The sequence below is a fragment of the Enterococcus sp. SB12 genome, from assembly GCF_030910025.2.
Taxonomy (GTDB): Bacteria; Bacillota; Bacilli; order Lactobacillales; family Enterococcaceae; genus Enterococcus_B; species Enterococcus_B faecium.
The window spans coordinates 1,027,436-1,047,892 of sequence record NZ_CP175675.1 but is presented as its reverse complement, the minus strand read 5'-3'; the positions used below and the strand labels follow the sequence as shown (position 1 = coordinate 1,047,892).

17 protein-coding genes and 3 pseudogenes are annotated in these 20,457 nt (G+C 37.3%); 6 read left to right on the top strand and 14 right to left on the bottom strand.

All coding sequences use genetic code 11. The features are described from left to right. Positions 1-7: 7 nt before the first annotated feature. A complete protein-coding gene (gene uvrB / locus RBL01_RS05095; protein WP_002294444.1) occupies positions 8-2,002 on the bottom strand; it encodes an excinuclease ABC subunit UvrB in 1,995 nt (664 codons plus the stop codon). Between the two features lie 258 nt (positions 2,003-2,260). On the opposite strand from uvrB, the gene RBL01_RS05090 reads away from it, so the two are divergent. From RBL01_RS05090 to RBL01_RS05080, 3 genes and pseudogenes are all read left to right on the top strand, one after another. Then, complete coding sequence (locus tag RBL01_RS05090; protein ID WP_002296521.1) at positions 2,261-3,763, top strand: amino acid ABC transporter substrate-binding protein/permease; 1,503 nt, start codon at positions 2,261-2,263, stop codon at positions 3,761-3,763. Position 3,764: 1 nt separating this feature from the next. After that, complete coding sequence (locus tag RBL01_RS05085) at positions 3,765-4,502, top strand: amino acid ABC transporter ATP-binding protein (RefSeq protein ID WP_002292113.1); 738 nt, start codon at positions 3,765-3,767, stop codon at positions 4,500-4,502. Positions 4,503-4,887: 385 nt separating this feature from the next. Beyond that, positions 4,888-6,177: pseudogene (locus tag RBL01_RS05080) on the top strand (ISL3 family transposase). A gap of 196 nt (positions 6,178-6,373) precedes the next feature. Here RBL01_RS05080 and dnaJ read toward each other — a convergent pair. The 9 genes and pseudogenes from dnaJ to RBL01_RS05035 form a co-directional block, all read right to left on the bottom strand. Next, entirely contained in the window at positions 6,374-7,540 is a 1,167-nt protein-coding gene (dnaJ, locus tag RBL01_RS05075; protein WP_002289374.1) for a molecular chaperone DnaJ, read from the bottom strand. A 150-nt stretch (positions 7,541-7,690) separates the two neighbouring features. Continuing rightward, positions 7,691-9,520, bottom strand: coding sequence for a molecular chaperone DnaK (gene dnaK, locus RBL01_RS05070; protein WP_002292134.1), 1,830 nt, complete (start codon positions 9,518-9,520; stop codon positions 7,691-7,693). 50 nt (positions 9,521-9,570) lie between these two features. Then, a complete protein-coding gene (gene grpE / locus RBL01_RS05065; protein WP_002327829.1) occupies positions 9,571-10,134 on the bottom strand; it encodes a nucleotide exchange factor GrpE in 564 nt (187 codons plus the stop codon). Between the two features lie 93 nt (positions 10,135-10,227). After that, complete coding sequence (gene hrcA, locus RBL01_RS05060) at positions 10,228-11,271, bottom strand: heat-inducible transcriptional repressor HrcA (RefSeq protein ID WP_002333605.1); 1,044 nt, start codon at positions 11,269-11,271, stop codon at positions 10,228-10,230. A gap of 234 nt (positions 11,272-11,505) precedes the next feature. Continuing rightward, positions 11,506-12,672, bottom strand: coding sequence for a radical SAM family heme chaperone HemW (gene hemW / locus RBL01_RS05055; RefSeq protein ID WP_002300945.1), 1,167 nt, complete (start codon positions 12,670-12,672; stop codon positions 11,506-11,508). Positions 12,673-12,687: 15 nt separating this feature from the next. Beyond that, a complete protein-coding gene (locus RBL01_RS05050; protein WP_002300943.1) occupies positions 12,688-12,915 on the bottom strand; it encodes an adenosine deaminase in 228 nt (75 codons plus the stop codon). Positions 12,916-13,166: 251 nt separating this feature from the next. Then, a pseudogene (locus tag RBL01_RS05045) lies at positions 13,167-13,247 on the bottom strand (type II toxin-antitoxin system RelE family toxin); the annotation flags it as partial. Beyond that, a complete protein-coding gene (gene relB / locus RBL01_RS05040) occupies positions 13,235-13,558 on the bottom strand; it encodes a type II toxin-antitoxin system RelB family antitoxin (protein WP_002327828.1) in 324 nt (107 codons plus the stop codon). The pseudogene RBL01_RS05045 and the gene relB, both read right to left, overlap by 13 nt. Before the next feature lie 342 nt (positions 13,559-13,900). Continuing rightward, positions 13,901-14,245: pseudogene (locus RBL01_RS05035) on the bottom strand (HNH endonuclease); the annotation flags it as partial. Positions 14,246-14,342: 97 nt separating this feature from the next. Between RBL01_RS05035 and RBL01_RS05030 the strand changes: the two are divergent. Continuing rightward, on the top strand, positions 14,343-15,302 hold the full coding sequence (locus RBL01_RS05030) for an IS30-like element IS6770 family transposase (protein ID WP_410779644.1): 960 nt from the start codon (positions 14,343-14,345) through the stop codon (positions 15,300-15,302). On the opposite strand, the gene RBL01_RS05025 is transcribed toward RBL01_RS05030, so the two are convergent. From RBL01_RS05025 to RBL01_RS05015, 3 genes are all read right to left on the bottom strand, one after another. Next, positions 15,284-15,994 carry a restriction endonuclease gene (locus tag RBL01_RS05025; protein WP_072538891.1) on the bottom strand — a complete coding sequence of 237 codons (711 nt, stop codon included), beginning with the start codon at positions 15,992-15,994 and terminating at the stop codon, positions 15,284-15,286. The two genes, RBL01_RS05030 and RBL01_RS05025, sit on opposite strands and share 19 nt — an antisense overlap. Positions 15,995-16,477: 483 nt before the next feature. Further along, positions 16,478-16,639: a hypothetical protein gene (locus tag RBL01_RS05020; protein ID WP_002294460.1), complete on the bottom strand. Its 162-nt coding sequence runs from the start codon at positions 16,637-16,639 to the stop codon at positions 16,478-16,480. Next, positions 16,632-17,306: a zeta toxin family protein gene (locus RBL01_RS05015; RefSeq protein ID WP_410779643.1), complete on the bottom strand. Its 675-nt coding sequence runs from the start codon at positions 17,304-17,306 to the stop codon at positions 16,632-16,634. Before RBL01_RS05015 ends, RBL01_RS05020 begins: the two co-directional genes overlap by 8 nt. A gap of 522 nt (positions 17,307-17,828) precedes the next feature. Between RBL01_RS05015 and RBL01_RS05010 the strand changes: the two genes are divergently transcribed. Next, entirely contained in the window at positions 17,829-18,419 is a 591-nt protein-coding gene (locus tag RBL01_RS05010) for a type 1 glutamine amidotransferase family protein (RefSeq protein WP_002327826.1), read from the top strand. Between the two features lie 189 nt (positions 18,420-18,608). Next, on the top strand, positions 18,609-19,322 hold the full coding sequence (locus RBL01_RS05005) for a hypothetical protein (RefSeq protein WP_002323966.1): 714 nt from the start codon (positions 18,609-18,611) through the stop codon (positions 19,320-19,322). Positions 19,323-19,436: 114 nt separating this feature from the next. Here the strand turns inward: RBL01_RS05005 and RBL01_RS05000 are convergent, their stop codons facing one another. Then, entirely contained in the window at positions 19,437-20,447 is a 1,011-nt protein-coding gene (locus tag RBL01_RS05000; protein ID WP_002294465.1) for a S66 peptidase family protein, read from the bottom strand. Between the last annotated feature and the right edge of the window lie 10 nt (positions 20,448-20,457).

Here is a 20,457-nt window from a genome sequence, read left to right as displayed (position 1 = left end):
TGTCCTCCTACTTTGAAGCTTTTAATTCTAAAATCATATCTCGCACATTAGCGGCTGTTTCAAAATCCAATGCTTTCGCCGCATCTTTCATTTCTTTTTCTAATTTCATCAATAACGTATCTTTTTCTTCTTTCGTCATTTCTTCATACGAGACTTGTACCGCTTCTTTTGTATCATCTTCCGATTCTTTCGTAATAGAAATCAAATCTCGGATTTCTTTAATGATCGTTTTTGGAACGATCCCATGTTCTTCATTGTACTTCTGCTGAATCGTACGGCGTCTTGATGTTTCATCCATCGCTAGACGCATAGAATCTGTTACTTTGTCTGCGTACATGATTACTTTACCTTCTTCATTCCGAGCAGCTCGTCCAATCGTTTGGACTAAGGAACGTTCACTACGTAAAAAGCCTTCTTTATCCGCATCCAAGATAGCAACAAGGGAAACTTCAGGTACGTCTAATCCTTCACGAAGCAAATTGATTCCAACTAACACATCAAATTCACCTAATCGAAGATCTCGAATGATTTCTGTTCGTTCCAGCGTTTTGATATCACTATGCAAATATTTGACTTTGATCCCTAATTCTTTGAAATAATCTGTGAGGTCTTCTGCCATTTTTTTCGTCAATGTCGTTACAAACACCCGCTGGTCTTTTTCGACTCGTTCATTTATTTCGCCTACTAGATCATCGATTTGTCCCATGATTGGACGAACTTCGATCACTGGGTCAAGCAGCCCTGTCGGACGGATGATTTGTTGGATAACGGTATCTGTTTGTTCATGTTCATATGGTCCTGGCGTCGCAGAGACATAAATGATCTGATTGACATGTTTTTCAAACTCTTCTAACCGAAGTGGCCGATTGTCTAAAGCAGATGGCAAACGGAAACCGTAATCTACTAGCATCTGTTTTCTCGCTCGGTCACCATTATACATTCCTCTGATTTGAGGCATGGTTACGTGCGATTCGTCCGCCACGATCAAAAAATCTTCAGGAAAGAAATCCAATAGCGTATAAGGCGGTTCACCTTCTTTACGTCCGTCCATATGCCGAGAATAATTTTCAATTCCCGACGTGTAGCCCATTTCTAACATCATTTCAATATCGTAATTGGTTCGCTGTTCTAAACGTTGAGCTTCCAGAAGTTTGTTTTCATTTCGTAAGACAGTTAAACGCTGTTCTAATTCCGCTTTGATATTCGCTACGGCATGCTCCATATGTTCATCATTCGTCACAAAGTGAGTCGCCGGGAAGATTGCCACGTGTTCCGTTTCTCCTAAAACTTCACCTGTCAGTGCATTGACTTCTCGGATACGTTCGACCTCATCTCCAAAAAACTCCACACGTAAGGCACGTTCATCTCTTGAAGCCGGAAAAATCTCCACGACATCACCGCGCACTCGAAAACGACCGCGCTGAAAATCTATATCATTTCTTTCGAATTGGATACTGACTAAGTCACGAATCAACTGATTGCGATCTAGTTCTGCTCCCTGTCGAATCGAAACTACTTGTTTTTGGTACTCAAAAGGCGAACCTAATCCAAAAATACATGAAACGGATGCAATGACGATCACATCATTTCTTTCTAATAATGAACTAGTAGCCGAATGTCGTAATTTGTCGATCTCATCATTTACACTTGAATCTTTTTCGATATACGTATCGCTTGAAGGCACATAAGCTTCAGGCTGATAATAATCATAATAAGAAACAAAATATTCAACAGCATTGTTAGGGAAAAATTCCTTGAATTCCCCGTACAGCTGACCAGCCAATGTTTTGTTATGGGCAATAATCAGTGTTGGTTTATTCACTTTCTCAATAAGATTGGAAATCGTATATGTTTTCCCTGTTCCAGTCGCACCTAATAAGATTTGTGCTTTTTTCCCGCCGACTACGCCATCCACTAATTGGTTAATCGCTTCAGGCTGATCACCAGCCGGTTGGTATTTCGAGACAAGCTCAAAGTGTCGGGAGGTATCTCTCTCAATCATTCTTCGTCCTCCTTTTCATTCATTCCTTTTCATTTTACGACCAATAAAAAGAAAAGGAAAGCAAAGGCATTCCTTACTAAAAAATTATACCACACCGAACATACTTTCGCCACTTTTTTATCTTATTATGCATGTTACGTTTTATAACATAAAATGTTAGAAACTCGCATTTTTTTCATTTTTTCGAGCTTACAGTCTTGTCTGATTCAGCACTTTTCGCCTATAATAATAAAATATTGGAAATTTAGGAGGTTGATTATGAAAAGAAAGCATTTATTTCACTCATTTGTTTTCTTAATGACAGGACTTGTGACACTTGCGTTTGGACATGTTGCACAAGCTGACAACACTACAACGGCAGAGTCAAGCACAAGCGAGACAATGCAAAAAATAGAGCCCAAAAAAGACGTATACGTAATTGCCAGTGACTCTGCTTTTGCTCCATTTGAATTTCAAAACGCAAAGGGCGAGTACGAAGGCATCGATGTAAAATTGATGGAAAACATCGCCAAACTGCAAGGATTTAACATCCGAATGGACTACCGTGGTTTCTCTGCTGCTTTGCAAGCTTTGGAATCAGGACAAGCAGACGGAATGATTGCCGGAATGACTGTAACAGATGAACGAAAGAAAAGCTATGATTTTTCTGATTCTTACTTTGATAGCGGGATCCAATTAGCTGTCAAAAAAGGAGATACTTCGATCAAGTCTTATGAAGATTTGAAAGGAAAAACAGTCGGAGCAAAAGTTGGTACCGAAAGTGCTGAATTTTTAAGCGACCATGAATCTGAATATGGCTATTCTATCAAATATTTTGATGCTGCTGATCAATTGTACGACGGGTTAAAAGTTGGCGCAATCGATGCAATGATGGATGATTATCCGGTAATCGGTTATGCGATCAAACAAGGACAAGAATTGGAAACACCGATCAAAAAAGAATCTGGCGGAAAATATGCATTTGCCGTTAAAAAAGGACAAAATCCTGAGCTTCTTAATATGTTCAATGAAGGATTGAAAGAATTAAAAAGAACAGGCGAATACGATAAGATTATTAAAGAATATGTAGCGGATGGTTCAGAAACTTCCAGTGAGTCTTCCACTGCTGATGAATCAACATTTCTTGGACTTATCCAAAACAACTATCAAGCATTGTTGAAAGGACTTTGGAGAACAATTCTCCTAACTTTGATCTCCTTTGCTTTGGCTATAGTAATCGGTGTGATTTTTGGATTATTCAGTGTAGCACCAATACGCGCTCTTCGCACAATTGCTAGTATTTATGTCGATATCATCCGAGGAATTCCAATGATGGTTCTTGCGTTCTTTATTTTCTTTGGGTTGCCTGGTATCGTTGGATTTACGATTCCTGACTTCCTTGCTGGTGTTATCACCTTGACTCTTAACGCAAGTGCTTATATCGCAGAGATTGTTCGAGGCGGGATCAACGCCGTTCCTGTCGGACAAATGGAAGCTTCCAGAAGTTTAGGTCTTTCTTATAATCGGACAATGCAAAAAATCATTTTGCCGCAAGCGATACGCATCATGATCCCATCATTCGTCAATCAGTTCGTTATCTCATTAAAAGACACAACGATCATTTCCGCAATCGGTGTAGTCGAATTGCTGCAAACTGGTAAGATCATTGTTGCACGTACAACACAAAGTACGTATGTTTACTTGATCATTGCGATCATGTACTTGATTTTGATCACAGCATTGACAAAATTAGCAAAAGTTTTAGAAAAGAAGGTGAAGTAAGATGGCAGAAAAAATCTTAGTTGAGCATTTAGTCAAAAAATACGGCGATAACACAGTATTAAACGACATCAATGTGTCCATCAACGAAGGAGATGTCGTCTGTATCATTGGCCCTTCAGGTTCAGGAAAAAGTACATTTTTGCGTTGCTTGAATCGTTTAGAAGAACCTTCTGACGGTGAAATTATTATTGACGGCGCCCACTTGATGGATAAAAGCACAGATATCAACTTGGTGAGACAACATATCGGAATGGTATTCCAGCACTTTAACCTATTCCCTCATCTTTCTATTTTGGAAAACATCATTTTAGCACCGATGGACCTGAAGAAAGAATCTAGAGAAGAAGCAGAGAAAAAAGCAATCAAATTGCTGCAGACAGTTGGTCTAGAAGATAAAAAAGATATGTATCCTGAAATGCTTTCCGGTGGACAAAAGCAGCGTGTGGCTATTGCTCGTGCTCTAGCGATGAACCCTGACATCATGCTTTTTGATGAGCCTACATCTGCACTCGACCCCGAAATGGTCGGTGATGTCTTGAACGTCATGAAAAAGTTAGCAGAACAAGGTATGACGATGGTTATCGTTACGCACGAAATGGGCTTCGCTAAAGAAGTGGCCAATCGTGTCATGTTCATTGACGACGGAAACTTTTTAGAAGACGGAACGCCTCAACAAATCTTTGAAAATCCGCAAAATGAACGGACAAAAGATTTCTTGAATAAAGTATTAAATATTTAATAAAAACTAAAAATGCCCGGTCGCTTCATGACGACCGGGCATTTTTAGTTTCTTGTTTTTTCACTTAACTGTACCAGCCGCATCGCTTGTTCTCCTGCACAAACAAGCAATCGCTCTACCTGTTCCATCGCATAAGAAAGTACCATGGGTTCATTGACGATATCAAGTACATAGTCGATACCACCTTCAGAAACTATGATGATTATCTTATTCTAAAGCTGGCTTTTTTGTTGGTACAAACATGACAACTACAAAAAAAGGCTCTATACTTTTTGATGTTGGTGGATGACACCAGCATCTTTTTTATTTTCCAAAACATATAGAAAAGACACCTTGAAATCCTTTAGAATTAATTTGGCGAACCAACCCAAAAGGAGGAATCAAGATGTCTTACACTCACCTTATCAAAGAAACATTAGATATTCTAGACTTATCAGTTACTTTTAACGAAAATTGTCTCACAAAAGAAAAATACAAAGGGCAAATCTGTCATATTTATCGTGGAAACTTGATTTATACAGCCCAAGAATGCATCCACTGTAAACACCAGATTGCTTCAGATATTGTGCGTTGGGGTACAACAACCGTCCGGTTGTTAATGAACGATGTTTCTGAATACCGTACCTACCTCGAATTGAAAAAGCAACGCTTCAAATGCAAAGCTTGTCAGCGGACCTTTGTCGCAGATACTTCTGTTGCGAAAAAACATTGTTTCATCAGTGAGAAAGTCCGCTGGTCTGTCGTGACTCGTCTGAAAAAATACCTCAATGACAGAGATCGCCGCTCAGAAAAATCTATCGGTCTCTTCTGTTTACCGTATTATGAAGCGATTTTATCGTCCGTTGAATCCTTTTCGGACACCGTTACCTAAGGTACTTTGTTTTGATGAATTCAAATCAGTTCGGGGTGTTTCAGGTGCTATGAGTTTCATCATGATGGATGGACAAACACAGCGCTTATTGGACATTGTCGAGAACCGACAACTGCCTTTTTAAAACGTTATTTTAGTCATTTTTCACGAGAAATTCGTGAAGCGGTCGAATGGATCGTGATTGATATGTACGCTCCTTATGTATCGCTCGTTAAAAAGCTGTTTCCAAAAGCACAGCTGATTATTGACCGGTTTCACATCGTCCAACATATTGGTCGTACCTTTCGCAATCATCGAATCAAAGAAACGAACCAACTATTAAAAAGCAAAGAACAAAAACACTATCAATTAGGTAAGCAATTAAAAAGATACTGGAAACTTCTTCAAAAAGATGAACGCAAGCTTGATTATACTCGACGCCTTTGGCGACCTGGCTTCAAAGCTCATTTAACAGAGACCGATATTGTGGATCGCTTACTGAAAGGGAGCCCTGCTTTGCGTGTAGGCTATCAGTTATATCAAGACTTTCTTTACGCTGTAAAGGAACGAGACTACGTATCGTTTGAAGAACTACTTACCAATAATATCATGCTTCCCGAAGGCTATCAGACGACCTTGAGAACGTTCCAGAAATTTCTGCCACAAATCAAAAATGCTTTACAACAAAGTTATTCAAATGGCCCACTTGAATGTCTGAACAACCATATCAAAGTGTTAAAACGAAATGCATATGGCTTTCGTAGCTTTTATAATTTCAAATTGCGCATCATGATTCGTCATGGCAACGCATTGATTTTCAACTAAAAAAGATCAAGAGGAACTGATCCACTTGATCTCCAATTATTCTAAGATTTCTCTTTACCAACATCATTTGACAAAGAGCCCAAAAAAACCAGGCGAACGTATGATTGTTCGTCTGGTTTTTAATTATTAATGACTTAGCGTTTTTACTAGAAATAGAAAATTTGGGCAAGTCTACTTTATATTTTTACTAGAAAAACTACTTCCGCTTTTTCCCGCCAAAAGCATCTTTAAACTTATCGAAGAAACCGTCTTCTTGCTGTTCTTCAACTTTGATGCCGCCAGCTTCAGCGAATGCACGTAATGCTTCTCTTTGTTGTTCATTTAGATTTTTCGGTGTGATCAGTTTTACTTTGACATGTTGGTCGCCTGTTGCACCACCACGTAACTTCGGAGCGCCTTTTCCACGTAAACGGAAGTTCGTACCTGTCTGTGTTCCAGCAGGGATCTTCAATTTCACATCTCCATGGACAGTTGGTACTTGGACTTCATCCCCCAAAGCTGCTTGTACAAAACTTAAAGGCAATTCATAGTAAATTTCAGAACCTTCACGATCAAAGATATCACTTTCTTCTACACGAAAAACCACATACAAATCACCAAATGGTCCGCCGTTTTCTCCAGCTTCTCCTTGACCAGCTAAACGCATTTGTTGTCCTTCTTCTACACCAGCTGGTACATTCACTTTAACTGAATGTGCTTTCTTCTCATGTCCTGAGCCATGACAGGTTGGACAAGGTTCTTTGATTTCTTTCCCTGTGCCATGACAAACATCACAAGTTTGACGGCTCATCACTCGTCCAAGTGGCGTTTGGCGTTCTACATTGATCGTACCTGCACCATGACATTTATGACAAGTAGTTGGTTGTGTGCCTGGTTTTGCACCGTTTCCACCACAAGTATGACAGATTTCTTCCCGATTATACTTGATTTCTTTTTCTACACCAAAAATCGCTTCTTCAAAAGACAAGTCGACCGTATATTGCAAATCAGCACCTTGACGAGGCGCATTTGGATCGACTGACCGACCGCCTCCTCCAAAGAAAGAGTCGAAGATATCTTCAAAACCACCGAAGCCGCCACCAGAGAAGCCGCCGAATCCACCAAATCCGCCACCAGCTCCACCAGCACCGTAATTTGGATCTGTGCCTGCATGCCCGTATTGGTCGTATGCAGCGCGTTTTTGCGGGTCACTTAAAATCTCATATGCTTCTGATACTTCTTTGAATTTTTCTTCCGCATCAGGTTCTTTATTGATGTCAGGATGGTATTTTTTCGAAAGCTTACGATAAGCTTTCTTTATTTCATCTTCTGATGCTCCTTTTGAGAGCCCTAAGACTTCATAATAATCACGTTTTGTTGCCATAGGCTTTCCTCCTATTGGTTCTCATCATTTTCACGTCGCTTGTTATCATATCATATTTTGTTTGAAACAAAAACCGATACTTCAAACTATTTTTCAAAAGAAAAAGCCAAAGTAGCAACTTTGGCCTTCTCTCGAAATTCAGTGAACTGATTATTTATCGTCGCCATCGACTTCTTCAAAATCAGCATCAACGACATCATCTGCTCCGCCTTGAGCTGCTTCTGGATTTTCTTGAGCTTGTTGTTGTGCAGCTTGTTCGTATAGTTTAACAGTCAAGTTTTGAACGATTTCGTTCAATGCATCGCGTTTAGTTTTCATTTCCTCGATGTTGTTTGCTTCAACAGCGGCTTTTAATTCGTCACGAGCTGTTTCTGCTTTTTTCACTTCTTCTTCGTCCACTTTGCCTTCTAATTCTTTCAATGTTTTGTCCACAGAGAATAGCAATGCGTCTACATCATTACGTAGGTCAACTTCCTCTTTACGAGCTTTATCTGCTTCAGCGTTTGCTTCTGCATCTTTCACCATACGTTCGATTTCTTCGTCTGTTAGACCTGAAGAAGATTTGATCGTGATTTTTTGTTCTTTTTGTGTACCTAGATCTTTCGCAGATACATTTACAATCCCGTTTTTATCAATATCGAATGTTACTTCGATTTGTGGAATACCACGAGGAGCTGCTGGAATATCTGTCAATTGGAATCTTCCTAGAGTTTTGTTGTCAGCAGCCATTGGGCGTTCACCTTGTAATACATGGATGTCTACTGCTGGTTGATTATCTGCCGCAGTTGAGAATACTTGTGATTTACTTGTTGGAATCGTTGTATTGCGGTCAATCAATTTAGTGAACACTCCACCCATTGTTTCGATACCTAATGACAATGGTGTAACGTCAAGTAAAACAACATCTTTCACATCACCAGTGATCACGCCACCTTGGATAGCAGCACCCATAGCAACTACTTCATCAGGGTTAACTGATTTGTTTGGTTCTTTTCCTGTTTCTTTACGTACTGCTTCTACAACTGCAGGGATACGAGTAGATCCACCGACTAAAATAACTTCGTCGATTTCTGATTGTGATAAACCTGCATCTTTTAGCGCTTGACGTACTGGTACTTTTGTACGTTCTACTAAGTCAGCTGTTAATTCATCAAATTTTGCACGTGTCAATGTCATTTCCAAATGCAATGGTCCAGATTCTCCTGCTGTGATAAATGGCAAGCTGATTTGTGTGCTTGATACGCCAGATAAATCTTTTTTCGCTTTTTCAGCAGCGTCTTTCAAGCGTTGTAAAGCCATTTTGTCTTGAGACAAGTCAATGCTGTTTTCTTTTTTGAATTCTGCTACCATGTAGTCGATGATTTTGTTATCAAAGTCGTCCCCACCTAGATGGTTGTCGCCAGCTGTTGACAATACATCAAAGACACCGTCTCCTAGTTCAAGGATAGATACGTCAAAAGTACCGCCACCAAGGTCGAATACTAAGATTTTTTCGTCGCGATCTGTTTTATCTAAACCATAGGCAAGAGCAGCTGCAGTTGGTTCATTGACGATACGTTCTACTTCTAGACCAGCGATCTTACCAGCATCTTTTGTTGCTTGACGTTGTGCATCATTAAAGTAAGCTGGCACAGTGATAACTGCTTTTTCGACTTTTTCACCTAAATAGTCTTCTGCGAATCCTTTGATATATTGAAGGATCATTGCTGAGATTTCTTGTGGTGTATATGATTTACCTTCTACATCTACTTTGTAACCTGCTTCACCTATATGGCGTTTGATTGATGAAATCGTATTTGGGTTTGTCACAGCTTGACGTTTTGCAACTTCCCCTACTTGGATTTCTCCATTTTTGAATGATACAACAGAAGGTGTTGTACGGTTTCCTTCTGGGTTAGCGATGATTTTTGCTTCGTTTCCTTCCAATACTGCTACTGCAGAGTTAGTCGTACCTAAGTCAATACCGATAATTTTACTCATAATTAACGTCTCCTTCTTTAATTGAAAGTGTAAGTTTTATATCCGCACAATTATTGTGCAACAATGACCATAGTTGGTCTTAACACGCGATCATGTAATTTGTAGCCTTCTTGTAGTACTTCTACAATCGTATCGGCTGGTGTATCTTCAGTCGCTGGAACAGTTTGTACTGCTTGATGAAGATTAGGATCAAAGGCTTCTCCTTTAGCAGGGATTTTTTCAATTCCTTCTTCTTCCAGTGCGTTACGCAAACTTTCCAAGACCATTTCCACGCCTTTTTTCAAACCTGCCCCTTGATCATCTGACACTTCTGTGGCTAATGCACGTTCCAGGTTGTCAATTGATGGAAGTAATTTTTTGGCTAAATCTTGTGAACGGTATTTTTGTAATTGCTCACGCTCATTTTTTCCTCGATTTGCCATATTTGCGATTTCAGCACGAGCCCGCAAGTATTTATCTTCCATTTCTTCTAACTCAGCTTTTAATTTCGCTGTTTCGAATTCTTCCGCTTCAGATTCTGAAATACCCGAATCTTCTGCAGCTTCGACATCGATTTCCGGTTCTGGCTGAGCATCTGTCATTTCTTTATCTAGTTCTTCTTGATTTTCTTTCACGATACAGTCTTCCTTTCATTATTCAGTCAGCTGTTTGATTGCTCTTACTAAGAAAGAGAGAACGATCAGCTGCAAATAGCTTCGTTATTCACATTACGAGTTTGACAAGTCAAGCGAGCGGTAGTAATCGGCAAGTTTAGCTGCTAGTTCTCTTCGATAAACATCGACTAGACCGAACATCCGAGAATAAGGCATACTAGTAGGCCCTAACAAGGCTATTGTACCTCTTCCATGACCATCTATCTCGTAACTTGCTTGAATCATACTCATATTCTGCAATAAATCATTGCCTAATTCAGCACCAATCTTGATATGAATATTGCTATCCATCGGAGTGATCATTTGTGTAAGTCCGTCTGAGTCTTTCATAAAAGAAAACATCGATTTGAACTGATCAAGATCTTGACGGGGCTCATAATCCAAGAGATTCATTTGTCCACTGACATAAACCTTTTCTTCAAAAACATGACCAAGAACGGTGTCAAATAACTGAGACATCCCTTCTGTCGTCTGGAAATATTTATGAAGAATCATCGGAATCTCCGTACGAAGTTTATGGTACACCGTCATCAGAGGATCTCCGACTAGACGGTCGTTTACAATCTGTACCATTTTTTCTAGTTCCTGACTTCCCATATATTCGGGAAGAGTGAACACTTGGCTTTCTACATTCCCCATATCTGTTACGACAATAGCAATAATCTGTCGATTATTCAAGGGTACGATACGAAAGCCAGTCAGTCGGCGGTCTTTTATTTCAGGTCCCAATGAAAAAGTCGTATAGCTTGTCAGCTCAGATAATATCTCAGCAGATTGCTTAATAATCTCATTGATTTCATGAAATTCTCTGCCTAGAGACTGACGAATCAGCAGCAAATCATCTTCTGCTACGCGAGCAGGTTTTAACAAATGATCCACGTAATAACGATAGCCTAAAGCAGATGGAATCCGCCCAGAAGAAGAGTGAGTCTTCAACAGCAATCCTTCATCTTCTAATGCTTTCATATCATTGCGAATCGTTGCTGAGCTGGCCTTGACTCCCTCAGACATTAATGTTTTGGAACCAACGGGCACGCCACTACTCGTATAGTTTTGGATGATCAGACGTAAAATGTCGTTTTGTCGCTTTGTTAACATCTTTCTCACCTCTCATTAGCACTCATATATTCTAAGTGCTAATTCACTTATAAATATAGCAAGAAGCCCTTCTCCTGTCAAGAGAAAGACTCCATTTTTTAGCACTCTAAACACAAGAGTGCTAATTCTAAATAATTGATGTAAATCCAGTTATATCAATACTTCAATACCTCATTGTCAAACTTTCTAAACTTTTTCTTTTCAAGTTTCGATAAAAAACAAATATTCTTCAAACTATTTTTCAAATAAAAAGCGCTCAAACACATTGTTCCCCAAAAAAGTCCCTCTTGGTGTCAAATAAACACGGTCTTCTTCATTAACAAGTAACCCTTCTTGCTCTAATTCCCTTAGCACATCACCGTACACCGATTCAATTGTTTTTTGATAGCGATCATAGAAATGTTTTTTAGTAATCCCTGTTTTTTTTCTTAGTCCTAAGAACATTTCTTCTTCTATTTGATTTTTTCGTGTCAATTTTTCTTCTTCCAATACCGGGCGTTCATTTGCTCGTAATGGGCGTAAATAGTGTTGGATTGGTCCTTTGTTGCGGTAACGAATATCTCCAAGATAACCGCTAGCACCAGCTCCAAACCCAAAATAGTGGTCATTGTTCCAGTACATGAGGTTATGTTGAGATTCATGTCCGGAGAGCCCAAAGTTACTTATTTCATATTGGTGACGTCCATGCTTTTCCATTGCTTCAATCGTCTCTTCAAACATTCTGGTTTCCGTTTCCTGATCAGGCAGTTCGAGTCTTCCTTGTCGTACCCAGTTCATGAACATTGTTTTGTTTTCGAGGATCAATGAGTACAAAGAATAGTGAGGCAGATCCAAAGCCAAAGCTTTTTCCAAAGTATCCCGATATCCTTCTAGTGTTTGTCCCGGTAATGCATAAATCAAATCGATGCTTACATTGGTAAAATTTTCTGCTTCTAAAAATTGCATTGTTTGATACACATCTTCTGCAGTATGTTTACGTCCAATTTTTTTCAATAAGCGATTGTCAAATGTCTGCACTCCCATGGATAAACGATTGACGCCATAGTTTTTCATCACTTGAAGTTTTTCACGGGTCAAATCACCAGGATTCGCTTCTACAGTAAACTCATTACCATTTTGAAAAGGCAGGATCTCTCTAGCACCTGATAATAGTCGATCAAGTTGTTTAGCAGATAAAGAAGTTGGTGTTCCGCCTCCTACATAAAGTGTTTCCAAATTCGCTGTAGGATGACTTTCCAGCATTAATCTCATCTCATTCAGCAGCATTTCCACATACTCATCTACTGGCTGCCCTTCTAAAAAAACTTTATTAAAGTCACAGTAATAGCAGATATGCTCGCAAAATGGGATATGAATGTACGCAGAAACCTTGTTTTCTGCGGGATTTATTGTTTCTATCATTGAAATTCTTTCTCCTTACGTCGAAAAGTCGTGCCTGTTTTCGACCTTCTTAAAATCGCGTTCAAGCACCAACTCATTGAAATAAGCCGCATATTTAGAATCAAGGAAACCTAGCTCTAAAAATGCTTGCTTATTGTCATCGGAGCTACACGGTGCTTTTACAGCCTCTCGATAAACGGTAATCGCAAAGCTGACCTTCGGCATTAAGTCAAAATCTGCAAAAATATGAAAAGCTATTTTCACAGATTCCTCCTTAAGTGCTCAGACCACAACGCTTTGCTTACAACCTCTCATATACGCATACTAAACGTATTTGGCGAACAAATCCACTAAAAAATCCAAGAATCGACTTCTTGGATGATTTTTTTACACTCATGATTCTTCCTAAACAATTTTGTCCTTATTTTATTCATAAAAAAATCTAGTCAAATCTCTCACTTCAAGAGTTTTAACTAGATTCCAATTATTATTTTTTTGTAAAAATAAACAGTCTCTTAATCATAGACATTTCTTCGGTGCCCTACTTGAATAGCGATAACAACGAATTGATTATCTTCTATCTCTACCAATACACGTATTTGCCAATCAGAGCTGCTTCTGAATTTCGGGCGTGAATTTTAAACGGCGGGTCATTCCAGCCCACCAAATTCATTAAGGATTCTTCCATGAATACTGTTGTTTTCCCACTTCTTATCCAATGTTTATGGGCAATTTCAGCCGTTTGACGATTGTATTCATCTTCTAGTTGTTCCATCGAATAGTTTTTTAGAAGTTCAGATAAAGTAATCCCATAAAATTCAGCCATATAAGAAAGCCATTCTTTTTTGGCGTCACTTACACGAACCGTAATCATAGCCCTATAATTGCCTCTCTTAAAGAATCTCATGCATTTCCTGATGTGATTTTAGAAAAATTTACTTGCTAAAAAACTGTGAAAATGTAGGAGCTAGCATCCTTGTAGTAAATGATCGAGCTCTTTATTATACATTAAAAAAGTTCAGAAATTTTGATGAAGTAGCCAACTACTTTTTCATGAGTAAAGCAACACTAGAAAAAGAATCCTCCAGTACTTAGAATTTACTGGAGGATGTACTTTTGAAGAAGCCTATAGGTTATTTAAAAAATATTACTACAGGAAGGAACGAGAATTACTTCGTTACTTATAATAGAACTTAGTCTTATATAGAAGGCATAGCTCACATTAGCTTATTTGTCCTATAAAAATAAATTACGGTATTTTAGAAAAGCTATTTTCTCTTTTTTCAACGATCTTCAGCAATTTTTCTTTATCGTCAGGTAACTCAAGTTCATGAATTCTAGCATGACAATTGGGACATAACGCGATACAGTTTTCAATCACATCTTTTCCACCTTGCGACAAATATTCTATATGATGACAATGTAAATAAGGTACACCGTCTTTTATAAATGGCCCTTTTTCTTGGCAAAGTTGACAAATACCTTTTGCAAGTCGTTTAACATATTCAGATACGAAGGGATTACGTTTATATATTTTTGTTTTTGAGAAGCAAAACTCCTCTTCGTTAACATATTTTGCAGCCATTTTTTTATTACGCGAATTGTAAAATTAAGTTAGAAAAATAAAAAGGCATTTATGGTACACTCAAATTGTATTTCCGACGAAAGAAAACAAAGGAGTGTAACCATAAATGACCTACAAACATCTTACCATAGACGAACTGACAATGATAGAATCATATTATCTTCAACATAATAAGCCGGTTGAAATCGCTAACCGAATGGGACGTGCTATACAAACTATTTATAATGTAGTCAATAAGTTCAAGCAAGGCAAGACTGCTCTTGATTATTGGCACCAGTATAAAGAAAATAAGAAAAAATGTGGTAGAAAAGTCATTCAATTACCTGCTCATGAAGTAGATTACATTAAAGAGAAAGTCACTCTTGGTTGGACGCCTGACGTCATTATCGGGCGAAAAGAAAGGCCTGTTTCATGCGGTATGAGAACACTTTATCGTTTATTTTCTAAAGGAATATTTGATATTGACACACTACCGATGAAAGGTAAAAGAAAACCCAATGGCCATCAGGAAAAACGGAGAAAACAACAGTATCAGCGCTCAATCCATGATCGACCTGATAATTATCCTGATTTCAATTCTGAGTTTGGTCACCTTGAAGGTGATACGATCGTTGGCATTCATCATAAAAGTGCCGTCATTACTTTAGTTGAAAGATTATCTAAAGTCATTATCACGATTAAACCCAACGGCCGTAAGGCATTAGATATTGAAACTGCCCTTAATCAATGGTTTTCTCGCTTCCCTAAAAACTTCTTTAAATCTATTACGTTTGACTGTGGAAAAGAATTTTCTAACTGGAAAGCCATTAGTAACCAACATGATATTGATATATATTTTGCGGACCCTGGAACACCTTCTCAACGCCCATTAAACGAGAATTCTAACGGGATTCTGCGTCGTAATGGACTGCCGAAATCAATGGATTTTAGAAAAGTGAATCAGACATTTATTTCCAGTGTCAGCAATCAACGTAATCATATTCCAAGAAAATCATTGAATTACAGAACACCAATCGAAATATTTTTGAGCTATGTACAAGAAGCATTTTATTCTAGCTTAATTTGACAAATCATATTATAATTACTAACTTTTCTTGCTTCTTCCTCTAATTTAGCATCAGATAAATTACGAATATGTCTAGTTTGATTTTCTTCCTGGTTATATATATCTTTATCTTCAATCAATTGCTCTTGATTTATTAAAGCTAATGGAAATTTATATACTTTTCTGCTGTTGCCCGAACTATCTTTTTCATTAACAGTATATATTTGTCCTGCTAAATATACTTCTCCCAGATATGTGTGTTCTTTTGGTTTAAATGTTTCAAATAAATGAATCTTTACAAAATTACTTTTTGAATTGGCTAAAACTTTATTTTGATTCTTATCCAATACTTGATCCCCTTTTAGCCCCATACCGGTATATTGTAAAATACCATTTAACCACTTATCTTTATAAACATTACTTCCTGTTTGATCACTAAACAGTACAAGAGTATTAGTTTGATGAGATCTTCTCATTCCACCCTGTTTGGAACATTTAAACTTCTCTGAAATTTCTTTGTTAGTATATACTCTACCAACTTCTAACTCACCTAATATGTTTTTAGACCAATTTTCTCGCCATGTAATAATCTTATCAAGATTAAACATTTCTCCCTCTTTTGGCGTGCCATTTCTAATTAAATTAGCTAATACACCAGTAGAAATATCTAATTTTTTTAGTAATTCTTTCTTAGTAATCAATGTTGGATTCATAACAATGCAGCTCCTAATGATATCAATATAATTGCATTAGATAACTTGAAAAATCGAAAAAAACTCATTTTGTGTCAAGTTATCTGTAATATATAAAAATATCATTATTATACCTCATCTATGTGAATTTTTACTATTCTTACCTTAGCATATTCTTTATAGGTATATCAGAGCTAATCAAACTAAAAAATACCCGAAGTCTTCTTATGTAAAAACACCGGTTATTACTTAAATATGACTTAGGTAAAACAATGAGTGATCCAATTATAAAATTTTATGGCGAATAATTTAGTAAGCGCTACATATTGAATGATTTAGAAATTTTGAAAAAGTAGCTAGTTCCTTTTATACCAGAAAAGTAAACCTAATAAAAAACACAACTAATTTTTAGCTGTGTTTTTTAAGTTACAATAATTATCTATTTAATAGTCTTAATTCATTAAAATAAAAAACTCAACTTTACAAGGATATGGTTTAAAAAATTTATTTATCCAACCCAACTAGTTTTCGCTGCTTACGATTTGCTTCATCTGCTACGTACTTCATTACTGTTTTAAATTCTTTCGCTGAGGCGTTTTCTGATAAATCAGCGATACTTTTATTATACTTCTTCACGATTTGTTGTACTTGTTCTTTCTCAGTCATGTAATTCCTCCTCCAACTCTTTTGAAGTATATTGTATTGGTAGTACTAATTGAATATTATCTGCTGCATAATGCACTTCAGAAATGTCGTTTTGATAATCCTTAATCATTATGTGAAGGACTACTTCAGGATGTCTATTTTTGACTTTTTCAATATTCTCTCTGGACTTAAAAAACGCATTGATAAACATTTCTTTTGGCACATGACGTCCTTCAGCTAGTTCACGTTTTCGAGTGAAATCCCAGGCAACTTTGGGATCTTGGTAAACATAGAAAATCGTAACGCGAAAGTTATTTTTAAGGGCTCGAATAATATTTTTCTCTGCACTAAGGATAGCAAAAGTATCCTCTAGTATGAAAGAATAGCCATGTTCCAGTACATATTTTAATGATTGTTCAACTAACCAAGAAGAAGCTTTCTGAAAAACACTTGAGTTCTTTCCATTGTATTCTGGAAATTGTGCTCTAAAATAGTCCGCATCAATCACAACATGGTTGTCATAATTTTCAGCTAAACCTAGTGCAACCTCTGTTTTACCTGCTCCTGGGCTTCCAGCCATTAATACCGCATCTTTTTCATCATCAGGGATTTTTCCCTTGATGATTGTTTCAATAAATTTATCTTTATTGACCCTAGCGTAATCTAAATACTTGTCTTTAGGTTCCAAGATTGCACCTTCTTTCCTTCTTCTATATTCATACTAATTATACGATATTTATATAAAAAATATAACGGTCATTTTAACCATATTAACATTTAGTCACAGTAATAGCAGATATGCTCGCAAAATGAGATATGAATGTACGCAGAATCCTTGTTTTCTACGGCATTCGCTGTTTTTTCATTGGACTAGTTATATATTTCTAGGGTTGTTTTCATGTCTGAGTGCCCGATATGATTTATTTTTCGTTTCTATAATTACTTTTTGCCTTCCAGTTTCTTTTAAGATTGTACTCAAGCAAGTGGGAATTGGTTCTTTTGTCATCCATGTATGCAAAATGTTATAATGCTGGTAAACAAAAATGATTACCTGTCATTTTTATTTAGTTCGTATTTAATTAAGTTGACTGTCTGTATACTCTGTCTAAAACTTAAGAATTGTTGTTTTCGCTGTCGCTATCCAAATTTAATGAATGTCTGTATGTTAAAACTGTTGTCCTTGTCATAGATAGTAAAGGAGAGCTTGAAAATGAAAACTGCGATTACGTTTCTATTAGAGGAATATGCCGATTGGGAAGGTGCTTATATTACTAGCACACTAAACCAAAAAGAGGGATGGCAAAACAAAACTGCTTCTATCCAATCAGAGGTCACTTCCATTGGAGGATTAAAAACAAAAATCGATTACTTAATCGAACAAATACCTGAAAAAGTTGACCTTTTTATTATGATCGGTGGCAATTCATGGGACATAAAATATCATCATTTATATCAAATAATCGATAAATTGTTAAAAACAGACGTACCAGTAGCTGCTATTTGTGGGGCAGTTGATTATTTAGCTCAGAGCGGAATATTGCAAGGTTACAAACACACCGGAAATGCGCAATTTCCTTGGTTAGAATCGGAAAATTATCAGAATAAAGAAGATTTTATAGAACAACAAGCTGTGAAAGATCGTAATTTGATTACTGCGAATGGAACAGCTCCTATAGAATTCACAGACTTGATTCTTCAAGCAGTCCATTTTGAAACAGAAGAAATAAGAGAAAAAACGATTCGTCTATACAAACTTGGATTCTATGATTACTATAAAAAGTACGGAGATCCTTTCTCCTAATCATTCTCTTCAATTAAATACTCCTTATCAATAGTATGACAAGTAATTTTACTGATGGTTATTTGTCACACTTTTTCTGACATTTATCAAAGAAGATACACTCTATTTATATTCATAGACAAGGTTTTACGGATTCAAAAATTCAGGATTATGCTATACTGGTATTAAAAAAATAATGAGGTATTTTATATGAAAAAGTTAGGTTTTATTTTATTGTTGGTCTCTTTATTCCTTGTAGGATGTACGTCTCCTAGTAAAGAAAATAGTGATCCATCTGCGACCACAGACAAAAGTTCAATCAGACAAACCAGTTCAGCTGAAAAATCAAGTACTCAGAAATCAGCTTCTACTGAAACGAATACATCTTCAACAAGCAGTAAAGTCTCAGAGCCCAATACTTCTTCTACATCTAGTAGTACAGTTGAGACAAATATTTCTTCTTCAACAATAGACACAACTTCCTCACAGTCTTCTCAGTCAATAGATCCGTTAGCAGGATATTCTGATCTACAAATTGAGTACGCACGTGTTTGGCTAGCTATTAGAGGTAATACTTTTAGAGATACATCGGGTGATTTCGAACTACATGTTATTCATTATCCTGCAGGAACACCTATCGCCCCTTATGATGCAGGGAGTGCAGTCTATCCGAAAGATGTGGTTATGCTCACTGGGAAATACAGTTACCAGGGAGTTTTAGTGTATTCAAGTAACCATGACGGGACAATCACTAGTTATCCAGTTCCTTCACATTGGCAAATGCCTGCAGATCAAACATCTTATCCAGCGTTCATTAGAGAAACAACTCAAGAAATTATTGATAATGCATCTGTAGTAGCTATTCCTACAGGTAATCCAAATGATGTGAAACAGCTGATCAATGTGATAGTTATGGATAATTAAAATTTCTAATAGATCATACAAAAAGAAGCTGGCAAAATACTGTCAGCTTCTTTCATTTTCTTTTCTATTTAGATTTGTTGGTCTTTGATAAACTCCAAGGCAGGAAAAAATTTTTTAAATAAACGTTTGCAAAACAGTCGCTTTTCTATCTTCTACCGCTACTTCTGCATAGGCACCATTGATCAATGTCAGTTGTGGCGGTACATGACCACAATCAATATCATACAAGATCGGTAGTTTTAATTCCTTTGACAGATCTTCGTATACATCCTTCATTTTATAATCTAACAAATCCTCTGCTGCACTTCTACCGAACATGATCCCCGAGCTGCCATCAAACCATCCTGCCAGTTTCATCTGAACAAGTGATCTTCTTAAATCAACTGACGATAGCTCACAATTTTCTAGAAACCACAAGATCGGCTTTCCATCATTATACTTTCTTTTAAAAGATTGGACATCTCCATAAGGGGTACCGATTAAATGACTGATCGTATCAATACAGCCACCTAATAATCGTCCCTTCATCCTTACTGCATCTCCGCTGACTGATTGCCAATTTGTTGGTTCAGTGAGATGGAAAACAGAAGATGATGAATGCTCATGGGGCCACTCTTTTTGATACTTTTCAGAAGGTTGCTGTAGAATCGATTCTCCTTCTCTTGTTTTCAGTACACTTTCCCACATTGCTGTCGTTTCATCCAAGTACTCTCCTCTTAAATCAATAAGGTTGGTTCCATGTGCAGTGGCTATCCCTGTTTTTAATGTGACAGCAAGTAGCAACGTACTAATATCTGAATAACCTACTATCCATTTTGGTTGTAGAGCATCAAAATCGACAAAATCGAGAATCTCAATCAATAATTCTCCTCCCCAAGGCGGAAAGATCATTTGGATATTTTCATCTTGCATCATTTGATTGAATTCATCTGCTCGTTTTCTTGCTGGACCTGATTTTTCCTTATCTTGCGTCCAAAGCGTCTTTCCAGTAACTACTTGGAAAGATTTTTCTTCCATTCTCTTTAAAGCTGATTCGAGTAACGAATGGTGTTCCTCTGATACGCCTGAGGATGGTGCAGTAACCCCAATCGTTGCATTTCTTTCTAATAATGGATAACTTATCATGTTGCTTCAC